10 protein-coding genes and 4 pseudogenes are annotated in these 12,791 nt (G+C 56.6%); 7 read left to right on the forward strand and 7 right to left on the reverse strand.

Annotation, left to right across the window (positions count from 1 at the left end; translation table 11 throughout):
• Positions 1 to 38: 38 nt before the first annotated feature.
• Together N0B28_RS04125 and N0B28_RS04130 are read right to left on the reverse strand one after the other, a co-directional pair.
• Positions 39 to 755, reverse strand: a pseudogene (locus N0B28_RS04125) (Tn3 family transposase); the annotation flags it as partial.
• Positions 756 to 788: 33 nt separating this feature from the next.
• Positions 789 to 2,627 (reverse strand): annotated as a pseudogene (locus N0B28_RS04130) (Tn3 family transposase); the annotation flags it as partial.
• 60 nt (positions 2,628 to 2,687) lie between these two features.
• Here N0B28_RS04130 and N0B28_RS04135 point away from each other — a divergent pair.
• Together N0B28_RS04135 and N0B28_RS04140 are read left to right on the forward strand one after the other, a co-directional pair.
• Positions 2,688 to 3,392 (forward strand): IS6-like element IS26 family transposase, encoded by a 705-nt coding sequence (locus N0B28_RS04135; protein ID WP_275730491.1) that lies wholly within the window; start codon positions 2,688 to 2,690, stop codon positions 3,390 to 3,392.
• Between the two features lie 91 nt (positions 3,393 to 3,483).
• Complete coding sequence (locus tag N0B28_RS04140; RefSeq protein ID WP_000902128.1) at positions 3,484 to 3,663, forward strand: hypothetical protein; 180 nt, start codon at positions 3,484 to 3,486, stop codon at positions 3,661 to 3,663.
• 153 nt (positions 3,664 to 3,816) lie between these two features.
• Here the strand turns inward: N0B28_RS04140 and N0B28_RS04145 are convergent, their stop codons facing one another.
• A complete protein-coding gene (locus tag N0B28_RS04145) occupies positions 3,817 to 4,632 on the reverse strand; it encodes an aminoglycoside O-phosphotransferase APH(3')-Ia (protein ID WP_000018326.1) in 816 nt (271 codons plus the stop codon).
• 129 nt (positions 4,633 to 4,761) lie between these two features.
• Between N0B28_RS04145 and N0B28_RS04150 the strand changes: the two genes are divergently transcribed.
• Complete coding sequence (locus N0B28_RS04150; protein ID WP_001067856.1) at positions 4,762 to 5,466, forward strand: IS6-like element IS26 family transposase; 705 nt, start codon at positions 4,762 to 4,764, stop codon at positions 5,464 to 5,466.
• Positions 5,467 to 5,547: 81 nt separating this feature from the next.
• On the opposite strand, the pseudogene N0B28_RS04155 reads toward N0B28_RS04150, so the two are convergent.
• Positions 5,548 to 6,576 (reverse strand): annotated as a pseudogene (locus N0B28_RS04155) (DUF4158 domain-containing protein); the annotation flags it as partial.
• Positions 6,577 to 6,701: 125 nt separating this feature from the next.
• Between N0B28_RS04155 and N0B28_RS04160 the strand changes: the two are divergent.
• From N0B28_RS04160 to N0B28_RS04170, 3 genes are all read left to right on the forward strand, one after another.
• Positions 6,702 to 7,316, forward strand: coding sequence for a recombinase family protein (locus N0B28_RS04160; RefSeq protein WP_000904906.1), 615 nt, complete (start codon positions 6,702 to 6,704; stop codon positions 7,314 to 7,316).
• Positions 7,317 to 7,381: 65 nt separating this feature from the next.
• The gene (aph(3'')-Ib, locus tag N0B28_RS04165) at positions 7,382 to 8,185 is read left to right on the forward strand and encodes an aminoglycoside O-phosphotransferase APH(3'')-Ib (protein WP_001082319.1); all 804 of its coding nucleotides are present in this window, start codon (positions 7,382 to 7,384) and stop codon (positions 8,183 to 8,185) included.
• Positions 8,185 to 9,021 carry an aminoglycoside O-phosphotransferase APH(6)-Id gene (locus N0B28_RS04170; protein ID WP_000480968.1) on the forward strand — a complete coding sequence of 279 codons (837 nt, stop codon included), beginning with the start codon at positions 8,185 to 8,187 and terminating at the stop codon, positions 9,019 to 9,021. Before aph(3'')-Ib ends, N0B28_RS04170 begins: the two co-directional genes overlap by 1 nt.
• A gap of 105 nt (positions 9,022 to 9,126) precedes the next feature.
• On the opposite strand, the pseudogene N0B28_RS04175 reads toward N0B28_RS04170, so the two are convergent.
• From N0B28_RS04175 to intI1, 3 genes and pseudogenes are all read right to left on the reverse strand, one after another.
• Positions 9,127 to 9,726: pseudogene (locus N0B28_RS04175) on the reverse strand (DUF4158 domain-containing protein); the annotation flags it as partial.
• Positions 9,727 to 9,729: 3 nt separating this feature from the next.
• Positions 9,730 to 10,290 carry a recombinase family protein gene (locus tag N0B28_RS04180; protein WP_033943780.1) on the reverse strand — a complete coding sequence of 187 codons (561 nt, stop codon included), beginning with the start codon at positions 10,288 to 10,290 and terminating at the stop codon, positions 9,730 to 9,732.
• 443 nt (positions 10,291 to 10,733) lie between these two features.
• Positions 10,734 to 11,747, reverse strand: a complete 1,014-nt coding sequence (gene intI1 / locus N0B28_RS04185; protein WP_000845048.1) for a class 1 integron integrase IntI1 — start codon at positions 11,745 to 11,747, stop codon at positions 10,734 to 10,736.
• A 352-nt stretch (positions 11,748 to 12,099) separates the two neighbouring features.
• On the opposite strand from intI1, the gene N0B28_RS04190 reads away from it, so the two are divergent.
• A complete protein-coding gene (locus tag N0B28_RS04190) occupies positions 12,100 to 12,756 on the forward strand; it encodes a quinolone resistance pentapeptide repeat protein QnrVC1 (RefSeq protein ID WP_000415714.1) in 657 nt (218 codons plus the stop codon).
• Positions 12,757 to 12,791 lie beyond the last annotated feature (35 nt).

The raw sequence follows: 12,791 nt of genomic DNA on the forward strand, positions 1-12,791 counted from the left end.
AGATAGGGGAGCCCGCAGAATTCGGAAAAAATCGTACGCTAAGGTTTTCCGGGCATCCGTAAGGGCCGAAACTTCCCGTCTTCCAGTCTGCGGCTCTGCCGCCAGACGTAATCGCCGGTTAGGTTGATGTGCTCCCAGCCCAGCGGCGACAGGAATTGCAGCAGCTCGCCGTCCACCGGCTTGCCGGCCTCGACCAACCCCTGGGTGGCGCGCTCCAGGTACACCGTGTTCCACAGCACGATAGCCGCCGTCACCAGGTTGAGGCCGCTGGCCCGGTAGCGCTGCTGCTCGAAGCTCCGATCCCTGATTTCCCCAAGGCGGTTGAAGAACACCGCCCTGGCCAGCGAGTTGCGCGCCTCACCTTTGTTCAGGCCGGCATGCACGCGGCGGCGCAGCTCAACACTTTGCAGCCAGTCTAGGATGAACAGCGTGCGTTCGATCCGGCCCAGCTCGCGCAGGGCCACGGCCAGGCCGTTCTGGCGCGGATAGCTGCCGAGCTTGCGCAGCATCAGCGAGGCAGTGACGGTGCCCTGTTTGATCGAGCTGGCCAGGCGCAGGATGTCGTCCCAATGGGCGCGGACGTGCTTGATGTTCAGGGTGCCGCCGATCAGCGGCCGCAGCGTCGGGTAGGTCTGCACGCCCTGCGGCACGTACAGCTTGGTTTCGCCGAGGTCGCGGATGCGCGGCGCGAAACGGAAGCCCAGCAGGTGCATCAGGGCGAAGACGTGATCGGTGAAGCCGGCCGTGTCGGTGTAGGGGTCGTTTGCGGGAGGGGGCGGAATCCTACGCTAAGGCTTTGGCCAGCGATATTCTCCGGTGAGATTGATGTGTTCCCATCCGAGCGGCGAAACATGGGCCAAGAGATCGGGCGATAGCAGCTTTCCATCGCGTTTCTGGTTTGCAACGACCTCGCCGAGCTTCATGGTGTTCCAGAAGATGATGATGGCGGCGAGCAGATTCATGCCGGCGATGCGGTAATGCTGGCCTTCGGCGGAACGGTCGCGGATTTCACCGCGGCGGTGGAAGCTGATTGCCCGCTTCAGCGCATGATGAGCTTCGCCTTTGTTGAGCCCGATCTGGGCACGCCGTTGGAGTTCGGCATCCAGAATCCAGTCGATCATGAACAGGGTGCGCTCGACGCGACCGACTTCCCGCAGGGCTGTCGCGAGCTCGTTCTGCCGCGGATAGGAGGCGAGTTTCCGCAGAATCTGGCTTGGCGCGACGGTCCCGGCAGCAATGGTGGCGGCGATGCGCAGGATGTCGGGCCAATTGCGCTCGATCATGGCTTGGTTGACCTTTCCGCCGATCAACGCTCGCAGGTGCGCCGGGGCGGCCGACGGATTGAACGCGTAGAGCCGTTTGGATGGCAGGTCGCGGATGCGCGGAGCGAACCGGTAGCCGAGAATGGCACATGCGGCAAAGACGTGATCGGTGAAGCCGCCCGTGTCGGTGAACTGCTCGCGGATATGGCGTCCAGCATCGTTCATCAGCAGGCCATCGAGGATGTAAGGCGCTTCGCTTGCCGTTGCAGGAATCACCTGGGTTGCGAACGGCGCATATTGGTCGGAGACGTGGCTATAGGCTTTCAGGCCCGGGGTATTGCCATATTTCGCGTTGACCAGGTTCATGGCCTCACCTTGCTCTGTAGCGACGAAGAACTGTCCGTCGCTCGAAGCCGACGTGCCCATGCCCCAGAACCGGGCCATGGGTAACGCTGCCTGTGCCTCGACCACCATGGCCAGCGCCCGGTCATAGGCTTCGCCCTCGACATGCCACCGTCCAATGCGGATCAATTCCCAGAAGGTGTGGGTGTTTGTCGCATCCGCCATTTTGCGCAAGCCGAGGTTGATCCCTTCCGCCAAGATAACGTTCATTAGCCCGATCCGGTCAGCGCAGGGTGCTCCTGTGCGCAGATGGGTGAACGCTTCGGTGAAGCCGGTCGCCGCATCCACCTCCAGCAGGAGATCGGTGATGCGCGTGGGCGGGATCTGCTTGTAGAGATCGAGCACCAGATCTTCGGCGCCTGTCGGCGCGGCGGCTTCGAGTTTCTCGATATGCAGAACGCCGTTTTCAATCGACCCGCCCGGGATCGTGCCTGCGCGAGCGGCACGGCCAAGCTCGCGCAACCGCATGTCGAGGCGAGCTTGCCGGTCTGCCAGCCATTCCTCCGGCCGCAATGGCACAGCGAGACGACCGCCTTCCGCGATGGCTTGTGCCGGAACGAGTGCGTGTTTCAGATCGCCATAGCGCCGGGACCTAGTAAGCCAGACATCTCCGGAGCGGAACGCATCGCGCAGATGGAACAGCACCGCGATCTCCCATAGGCGAGCGTCGCCAGCCCTCTGGGCCCGAAGGTGGCGATGCCATTTCGAGCTGGGCCGCAAGAAGCTGGTCATCGCGGCATCGTTCAAACCGGTACGAAGGGCCGTCACCGCTTCCAGAAGCGGCAGTGCAACGGGCGCAGCTCGCAGATCGAGCAGGCGCAACATGCGTGGAGCGTATCGGCGGAAGCGGTGATAACCGTCGAGCACATGATTGAGCGGATCGTCGGCCATGGTGGCGGTCAGCCTGGTTGCCATTGCAACAAGGGTTTTTAAGCCGTCCCACCCTGACCCACTCGCGATGGCACTGTTGCAAATAGTCGGTGGTGATAAACTTATCATCCCCTTTTGCTGATGGAGCTGCACATGAACCCATTCAAAGGCCGGCATTTTCAGCGTGACATCATTCTGTGGGCCGTACGCTGGTACTGCAAATACGGCATCAGTTACCGTGAGCTGCAGGAGATGCTGGCTGAACGCGGAGTGAATGTCGATCACTCCATGATTTACCGCTGGGTTCAGCGTTATGCGCCTGAAATGGAAAAACGGCTGCGCTGGTACTGGCGTAACCCTTCCGATCTTTGCCCGTGGCACATGGATGAAACCTACGTGAAGGTCAATGGCCGCTGGGCGTATCTGTACCGGGCCGTCGACAGCCGGGGCCGCACTGTCGATTTTTATCTCTCCTCCCGTCGTAACAGCAAAGCTGCATACCGGTTTCTGGGTAAAATCCTCAACAACGTGAAGAAGTGGCAGATCCCGCGATTCATCAACACGGATAAAGCGCCCGCCTATGGTCGCGCGCTTGCTCTGCTCAAACGCGAAGGCCGGTGCCCGTCTGACGTTGAACACCGACAGATTAAGTACCGGAACAACGTGATTGAATGCGATCATGGCAAACTGAAACGGATAATCGGCGCCACGCTGGGATTTAAATCCATGAAGACGGCTTACGCCACCATCAAAGGTATTGAGGTGATGCGTGCACTACGCAAAGGCCAGGCCTCAGCATTTTATTATGGTGATCCCCTGGGCGAAATGCGCCTGGTAAGCAGAGTTTTTGAAACGTAAGGCCTTTGAATAAGACAAAAGGCTGCCTCATCGCTAACTTTGCAACAGTGCCGAATTTAGCGCGGTCGCTAAACATTTCGGCACCACCCAGGTGCTGCACGATATCAATCTGAAAATTGATGCCGGTGAATACCGGCTGGCTGCCGACGATCCGGATGAGGAGAACACCCTCGCCACGGCAGTTTTCACCCTCGATGCCAACCACGTCAGGTGGCAAATTTTCGACATTAACCGCGACGATGCTAAATTTCAGGGAGAAGTGCGTGGGTGAGATAGCCGGTCGTCAGTCATAAAGGGCAGGGTAGTACCGTTGGCCCGGCGTTCGATAGTACCGTCCGGATACTGCCAGATATCGGCGTCCAGGGAGATGTCCTGAAGCGCGGTGTCCGGAATTTCAGGTTTGTGTCTCTACAAAGACTAACTATCAGAAAAACTCATCGAGCATCAAATGAAACTGCAATTTATTCATATCAGGATTATCAATACCATATTTTTGAAAAAGCCGTTTCTGTAATGAAGGAGAAAACTCACCGAGGCAGTTCCATAGGATGGCAAGATCCTGGTATCGGTCTGCGATTCCGACTCGTCCAACATCAATACAACCTATTAATTTCCCCTCGTCAAAAATAAGGTTATCAAGTGAGAAATCACCATGAGTGACGACTGAATCCGGTGAGAATGGCAAAAGCTTATGCATTTCTTTCCAGACTTGTTCAACAGGCCAGCCATTACGCTCGTCATCAAAATCACTAGCATCAACCAAACCGTTATTCATTCGTGATTGCGCCTGAGCGAGACGAAATACGCGATCGCTGTTAAAAGGACAATTACAAACAGGAATCGAATGCAACCGGCGCAGGAACACTGCCAGCGCATCAACAATATTTTCACCTGAATCAGGATATTCTTCTAATACCTGGAATGCTGTTTTCCCGGGGATCGCAGTGGTGAGTAACCATGCATCATCAGGAGTACGGATAAAATGCTTGATGGTCGGAAGAGGCATAAATGCCGTCAGCCAGTTTAGTCTGACCATCTCATCTGTAACATCATTGGCAACGCTACCTTTGCCATGTTTCAGAAACAACTCTGGCGCATTGGGCTTCCCATACAATCGATAGATTGTCGCACCTGATTGCCCGACATTATCGCGAGCCCATCTATACCCATATAAATCAGCATCCAGGTTGGAATTTAATCGCGGCCTCGAGCAAGACGTTTCCCGTTGAATATGGCTCATAACACCCCTTGTATTACTGTTTATGTAAGCAGACAGTTTTATTGTTCATGATGATATATTTTTATCGGCACTGTTGCAAATAGTCGGTGGTGATAAACTTATCATCCCCTTTTGCTGATGGAGCTGCACATGAACCCATTCAAAGGCCGGCATTTTCAGCGTGACATCATTCTGTGGGCCGTACGCTGGTACTGCAAATACGGCATCAGTTACCGTGAGCTGCAGGAGATGCTGGCTGAACGCGGAGTGAATGTCGATCACTCCACGATTTACCGCTGGGTTCAGCGTTATGCGCCTGAAATGGAAAAACGGCTGCGCTGGTACTGGCGTAACCCTTCCGATCTTTGCCCGTGGCACATGGATGAAACCTACGTGAAGGTCAATGGCCGCTGGGCGTATCTGTACCGGGCCGTCGACAGCCGGGGCCGCACTGTCGATTTTTATCTCTCCTCCCGTCGTAACAGCAAAGCTGCATACCGGTTTCTGGGTAAAATCCTCAACAACGTGAAGAAGTGGCAGATCCCGCGATTCATCAACACGGATAAAGCGCCCGCCTATGGTCGCGCGCTTGCTCTGCTCAAACGCGAAGGCCGGTGCCCGTCTGACGTTGAACACCGACAGATTAAGTACCGGAACAACGTGATTGAATGCGATCATGGCAAACTGAAACGGATAATCGGCGCCACGCTGGGATTTAAATCCATGAAGACGGCTTACGCCACCATCAAAGGTATTGAGGTGATGCGTGCACTACGCAAAGGCCAGGCCTCAGCATTTTATTATGGTGATCCCCTGGGCGAAATGCGCCTGGTAAGCAGAGTTTTTGAAACGTAAGGCCTTTGAATAAGACAAAAGGCTGCCTCATCGCTAACTTTGCAACAGTGCCCTCGCGATGACATCGCCCAGCGGCTGGCCATCATCCTGTGCATCGACCAGGGCGCCCCCGATCTCGGCGAAGGATTTCAGGGTGTCACGCACCACCCCCGCTTCGTCTGCGACCTTTGCATGGCAAATACGCTCCGAAGCACGGTAGAGACGGCCGACGATCCGGTCGTGGGTTTCGACCACTGCGTCGGCCAACATCGCCTGCCATTCCGAGACGCAAACAGCCAAGATCGCAAGCCGCCTGTCCTCCGGGAGATCGCGCATGCCGTCGGCATAATACCGTTCACCCTGCCTGCGCAGACGAGTCACCCGATGGGCAGGAACGCCGGCAAGCAGATCCTCGGGGAGATCGACGCGTTGCAGATATTCGAGCCGGTCGAGCAGCCGGTTGGCCGACGAAGAGTTCGAGCCAGGCTCGAACTGGCGCAGCCACACAAAACGGGTCACCCGATCATCAGCCGTCTCCTCGAGCAATGCCAGCAACTGTTCTCGGATCGACATAGGCAGCCGACTGGCGATCCTCGTCTCGATGCGTCGCTCGGCATCGACGAGAGCCGCGGCACAAAGCCGCTCGATCGTGGATGTCGCGGGAAGGACAGTGCGGGTGCGTCGGCACTCGGCTACGAAGCGACGGGCGATATCCTCGTTCGACACCGCCATCTCGGCTTCTCGGAACAACCATTCCTTCAGCTCGCTCGCACCACGTCCGGAGAAGGTGCGGAAGCCGTAGAGCCCCCGTAACTCGGCAAGATGCTCGTGCCGTGTTTCCTCGCGGGCAGCATAGTCTACGAGATCGTCGGCACCCAGGCCAAGCTGCGCTCCGATAAATTCGATGACCTCTGCAGGGATCAGTTCGCCTGGAGCCAGCACCCGGCCGGGATAGCGCAGGACACACAATTGCAGGGCGAAGCCGAACCTGTTGTGAGCGCGCCGACGCAGCCTGATATGCCCAAAGTCTTCATCACTCAGCGTATAGTGCTTGAGCAAATCCGTCTGTGAAGTCGGCAAGCGCAACAGCGCGTCTTTCTGCCGATCGGTTAGAGTGACGCGACGCGGCATACATGTTCCTTTTTCAAAATCTGATAGCGTTCAAGACGCTTTGTTTATGAAGCTGGTTGAGATACATTTCCAGAGGTCAATGCAATCGTGGCCGAAGCGCCGCCTCAAACCAACGTTTGTGATACATGCTGATCGGATATGCCCGCGTCTCCAAAGCCGATGGCTCGCAGTCTCTCGACCTGCAGCACGACGCCTTGCGCGCCGCAGGTGTCGAACGGGACAATATCTATGATGATCTTGCTTCCGGCGGTCGTGATGATCGCCCTGGCTTGACTGCCTGCCTCAAGTCATTGCGTGACGGCGATGTGCTGGTGGTCTGGAAGCTCGATCGCCTCGGACGATCGCTTGCCCATCTGGTCAACACGGTGAAGGAGCTGTCAGACCGCAAGATCGGCCTGCGGGTTCTGACTGGAAAGGGCGCTCAGATCGACACCACGACTGCGTCCGGTCGCATGGTGTTCGGAATCTTCGCCACCTTGGCCGAGTTCGAGCGGGATCTGATCCGAGAGCGCACCATGGCGGGTCTCGCCTCCGCGAGAGCGCGCGGTCGCAAGGGCGGACGAAAATTCGCGCTCACCAAAGCTCAGGTGCGTCTCGCGCAAGCCGCCATGGCCCAGCGCGATACTTCAGTTTCCGATCTCTGCAAGGAACTCGGCATCGAGCGCGTCACTCTCTACCGATATGTCGGTCCCAAAGGCGAGCTCAGAGACCATGGAAAGCATGTTCTCGGACTTACGTAGCAACTCGTTTCTTTTCGCAGGTTGAGCCACCTCCGCGCTTCATCAGAAAACTGAAGGAACCTCCATTGAATCGAACTAATATTTTTTTTGGTGAATCGCATTCTGACTGGTTGCCTGTCAGAGGCGGAGAATCTGGTGATTTTGTTTTTCGACGTGGTGACGGGCATGCCTTCGCGAAAATCGCACCTGCTTCCCGCCGCGGTGAGCTCGCTGGAGAGCGTGACCGCCTCATTTGGCTCAAAGGTCGAGGTGTGGCTTGCCCCGAGGTGATCAACTGGCAGGAGGAACAGGAGGGTGCATGCTTGGTGATAACGGCAATTCCGGGAGTACCGGCGGCTGATCTGTCTGGAGCGGATTTGCTCAAAGCGTGGCCGTCAATGGGGCAGCAACTTGGCGCTGTTCACAGCCTATCGGTTGATCAATGTCCGTTTGAGCGCAGGCTGTCGCGAATGTTCGGACGCGCCGTTGATGTGGTGTCCCGCAATGCCGTCAATCCCGACTTCTTACCGGACGAGGACAAGAGTACGCCGCAGCTCGATCTTTTGGCTCGTGTCGAACGAGAGCTACCGGTGCGGCTCGACCAAGAGCGCACCGATATGGTTGTTTGCCATGGTGATCCCTGCATGCCGAACTTCATGGTGGACCCTAAAACTCTTCAATGCACGGGTCTGATCGACCTTGGGCGGCTCGGAACAGCAGATCGCTATGCCGATTTGGCACTCATGATTGCTAACGCCGAAGAGAACTGGGCAGCGCCAGATGAAGCAGAGCGCGCCTTCGCTGTCCTATTCAATGTATTGGGGATCGAAGCCCCCGACCGCGAACGCCTTGCCTTCTATCTGCGATTGGACCCTCTGACTTGGGGTTGATGTTCATGCCGCCTGTTTTTCCTGCTCATTGGCACGTTTCGCAACCTGTTCTCATTGCGGACACCTTTTCCAGCCTCGTTTGGAAAGTTTCATTGCCAGACGGGACTCCTGCAATCGTCAAGGGATTGAAACCTATAGAAGACATTGCTGATGAACTGCGCGGGGCCGACTATCTGGTATGGCGCAATGGGAGGGGAGCAGTCCGGTTGCTCGGTCGTGAGAACAATCTGATGTTGCTCGAATATGCCGGGGAGCGAATGCTCTCTCACATCGTTGCCGAGCACGGCGACTACCAGGCGACCGAAATTGCAGCGGAACTAATGGCGAAGCTGTATGCCGCATCTGAGGAACCCCTGCCTTCTGCCCTTCTCCCGATCCGGGATCGCTTTGCAGCTTTGTTTCAGCGGGCGCGCGATGATCAAAACGCAGGTTGTCAAACTGACTACGTCCACGCGGCGATTATAGCCGATCAAATGATGAGCAATGCCTCGGAACTGCGTGGGCTACATGGCGATCTGCATCATGAAAACATCATGTTCTCCAGTCGCGGCTGGCTGGTGATAGATCCCGTCGGTCTGGTCGGTGAAGTGGGCTTTGGCGCCGCCAATATGTTCTACGATCCGGCTGACAGAGACGACCTTTGTCTCGATCCTAGACGCATTGCACAGATGGCGGACGCATTCTCTCGTGCGCTGGACGTCGATCCGCGTCGCCTGCTCGACCAGGCGTACGCTTATGGGTGCCTTTCCGCAGCTTGGAACGCGGATGGAGAAGAGGAGCAACGCGATCTAGCTATCGCGGCCGCGATCAAGCAGGTGCGACAGACGTCATACTAGATATCAAGCGACTTCTCCTATCCCCTGGGAACACATCAATCTTACCGGAGAATATCGTTGGCCAAAGCCTTAGCGTAGGATTTCGCCCTCTCCCGCAAACGACCCCTTGAGCTTCAACAGCTCGTCCAGCTTGGCCCGATGCGAGTCCGTGAGCGGTTCAACCAGGGCGCGGTAGACCCGCCGATTGGCCCGTGCAATGGCCTCCGAGCAAGCCCGGTCGATCACGCTCAACGCCGGCAGGATGCGTCGCTTCTGCCGCAGGCTCTCCAGCGCCTGGCCGGCCAGCAGCAAGCCCTTGTCGGTCTGCTGGGCCAGTTCGGTCAGCTCGCGCACCAGGGCGCGGAAGTCGGACAGGCCGAACGGGGCCAGTTGAAGGTAGGTGCGCAGTTCCTGGGCGTGCTCGCGACGGGTCACATCGCGCTCGCCGTACTTCGTCCAACTCGCCGGATCGGTCTGGACTTGCTTGGCCACCCACAGGATGACCGGTTCGGGCAGCTCGCTGTCAGTGCCCAACGCATAGCCGGGGTAGCGCAGCAGGCAGAGTTGCACGGCGAAGCCGAGGCGGTTGGCGTCGCCGCGCCGCTGACGGATCAGCGACAGGTCGGAGTCGTTGAAGGTGTAGTAGCGGATCAGGTCATCCTGGCTTTCTGGCAACGCGAGCAGGGTGCCCCGCTCCGTGGCCGAGAGGATCAAGCGACGCGGCATGTGTCAGTCGTCCGTGCGGAGGTACTGGTAGAGGGTTTCCCGGCTGATGTTGAACTCGCGGGCAAGCTGCGCCTTGGGCTCGCCGGCCGTCGCTCGCTGCCGCAGGGTAGCAGCCTGCTCATCGGACAGGGCTTTCTTGCGGCCCCGGTACGCGCCACGCTGCTTGGCCAAGGTGATGCCCTCACGCTGCCGCTCGCGGATCAGGGCGCGCTCGAACTCAGCGAAGGCCCCCATCACCGACAGCATCAGGTTGGCCATCGGCGAGTCCTCGCCAGTGAACACCAGGCCCTCCTTCAGGAACTCGATGCGCACGCCGCGTTGAGTCAGCTTCTGTACCAAGCGACGCAGGTCATCGAGGTTGCGGGCCAGCCGGTCCATGCTGTGCACCACCACTGTATCGCCTTCGCGGACGAAGCTCAGCAGCGCTTCGAGCTGGGGGCGCTGGGTGTCCTTGCCCGATGCCTTGTCGGTGAACACCTTGCTCACCTTTGTCTGTTCCAGCTGGCGTTCCGGGTTCTGGTCGAAGCTGCTGACCCGGACGTAGCCGATGCGGTGCCCCTGCACGATGTCTCCTTGGTTGAAGGCGGCTTAAGTGCTCCTTCTGTTCCGTTGTGCCTCAAACCCCGTTTCTGTCAGGCTGAAATCTATGACCTTCGCAGGCATGTGTCAAAAAATGCGAAAGATGACTCTATTCTGACGAAGCGGCGCGGCCCTGCCTGACATCCAGTTAGGGTATAGGTCAGATGGTCACTGGATGGCTGCTATCGGCCACGAGCGGTCATTCGAATGCGCCTAGCAGATTAGGTGTCGTTTTCAGAAGACGGCTGCACTGAACGTCAGAAGCCGACTGCACTATAGCAGCGGAGGGGTTGGATCCATCAGGCAACGACGGGCTGCTGCCGGCCATCAGCGGACGCAGGGAGGACTTTCCGCAACCGGCCGTTCGATGCGGCACCGATGGCCTTCGCGCAGGGGTAGTGAATCCGCCAGGATTGACTTGCGCTGCCCTACCTCTCACTAGTGAGGGGCGGCAGCGCATCAAGCGGTGAGCGCACTCCGGCACCGCCAACTTTCAGCACATGCGTGTAAATCATCGTCGTAGAGACGTCGGAATGGCCGAGCAGATCCTGCACGGTTCGAATGTCGTAACCGCTGCGGAGCAAGGCCGTCGCGAACGAGTGGCGGAGGGTGTGCGGTGTGGCGGGCTTCGTGATGCCTGCTTGTTCTACGGCACGTTTGAAGGCGCGCTGAAAGGTCTGGTCATACATGTGATGGCGACGCACGACACCGCTCCGTGGATCGGTCGAATGCGTGTGCTGCGCAAAAACCCAGAACCACGGCCAGGAATGCCCGGCGCGCGGATACTTCCGCTCAAGGGCGTCGGGAAGCGCAACGCCGCTGCGGCCCTCGGCCTGGTCCTTCAGCCACCATGCCCGTGCACGCGACAGCTGCTCGCGCAGGCTGGGTGCCAAGCTCTCGGGTAACATCAAGGCCCGATCCTTGGAGCCCTTGCCCTCCCGCACGATGATCGTGCCGTGATCGAAATCCAGATCCTTGACCCGCAGTTGCAAACCCTCACTGATCCGCATGCCCGTTCCATACAGAAGCTGGGCGAACAAACGATGCTCGCCTTCCAGAAAACCGAGGATGCGAACCACTTCATCCGGGGTCAGCACCACCGGCAAGCGCCGCGACGGCCGAGGTCTTCCGATCTCCTGAAGCCAGGGCAGATCCGTGCACAGCACCTTGCCGTAGAAGAACAGCAAGGCCGCCAATGCCTGACGATGCGTGGAGACCGAAACCTTGCGCTCGTTCGCCAGCCAGGACAGAAATGCCTCGACTTCGCTGCTGCCCAAGGTTGCCGGGTGACGCACACCGTGGAAACGGATGAAGGCACGAACCCAGTGGACATAAGCCTGTTCGGTTCGTAAGCTGTAATGCAAGTAGCGTATGCGCTCACGCAACTGGTCCAGAACCTTGACCGAACGCAGCGGTGGTAACGGCGCAGTGGCGGTTTTCATGGCTTGTTATGACTGTTTTTTTGTACAGTCTATGCCTCGGGCATCCAAGCAGCAAGCGCGTTACGCCGTGGGTCGATGTTTGATGTTATGGAGCAGCAACGATGTTACGCAGCAGGGCAGTCGCCCTAAAACAAAGTTATGTGCTTTCTCTAAAACAAGCCAGATTCACTGAAACTTTCTTCTGGCTGGCCGCATCGGTCGTTTCGAATTAGCCACCTTTAAAATGCCGTTTTGATGCCTTATTTTGGCTAAAACGGGGTGTTTTAAGTTTCTGTTTTTATTGGTTTTGTTTTTGTTGAGAACTTTCAGGTAAATGATAGTCTTCAAATCAAATGTTTTTTGGAGCCACAGCATGGAAAAATCAAAGCAATTATATAATCAAGTGAACTTCTCACATCAGGACTTGCAAGAACATATCTTTAGCAATTGTACTTTTATACATTGTAATTTTAAGCGCTCAAACCTCCGAGATACACAGTTCATTAACTGTACTTTCATAGAGCAGGGGGCATTGGAAGGGTGCGATTTTTCTTATGCTGATCTTCGAGATGCTTCATTTAAAAACTGTCAGCTTTCAATGTCCCATTTTAAGGGGGCAAATTGCTTTGGTATTGAACTGAGAGATTGTGATCTTAAAGGAGCAAATTTTAGTCAAGTTAGTTTTGTAAATCAGGTTTCGAATAAAATGTACTTTTGTTCTGCATACATAACAGGTTGTAACTTATCCTATGCCAATTTTGAGCAGCAGCTTATTGAAAAATGTGACCTGTTCGAAAATAGATGGATTGGTGCAAATCTTCGAGGCGCTTCATTTAAAGAATCAGATTTAAGCCGTGGTGTTTTTTCGGAAGACTGCTGGGAACAGTTTAGAGTACAAGGCTGTGATTTAAGCCATTCAGAGCTTTATGGTTTAGATCCTCGAAAGATTGATCTTACGGGTGTAAAAATATGCTCGTGGCAACAGGAACAGTTACTGGAGCAATTAGGGGTAATCATTGTTCCTGACTAAGCGCAAGATTCGGCTACGCACATAACAAACGCTTT

Origin of the sequence: Pseudomonas sp. SD17-1 (genome assembly GCF_029201585.1) — a bacterium.
In the GTDB taxonomy this organism is placed as follows: Bacteria; Pseudomonadota; Gammaproteobacteria; order Pseudomonadales; family Pseudomonadaceae; genus Aquipseudomonas; species Aquipseudomonas palmensis.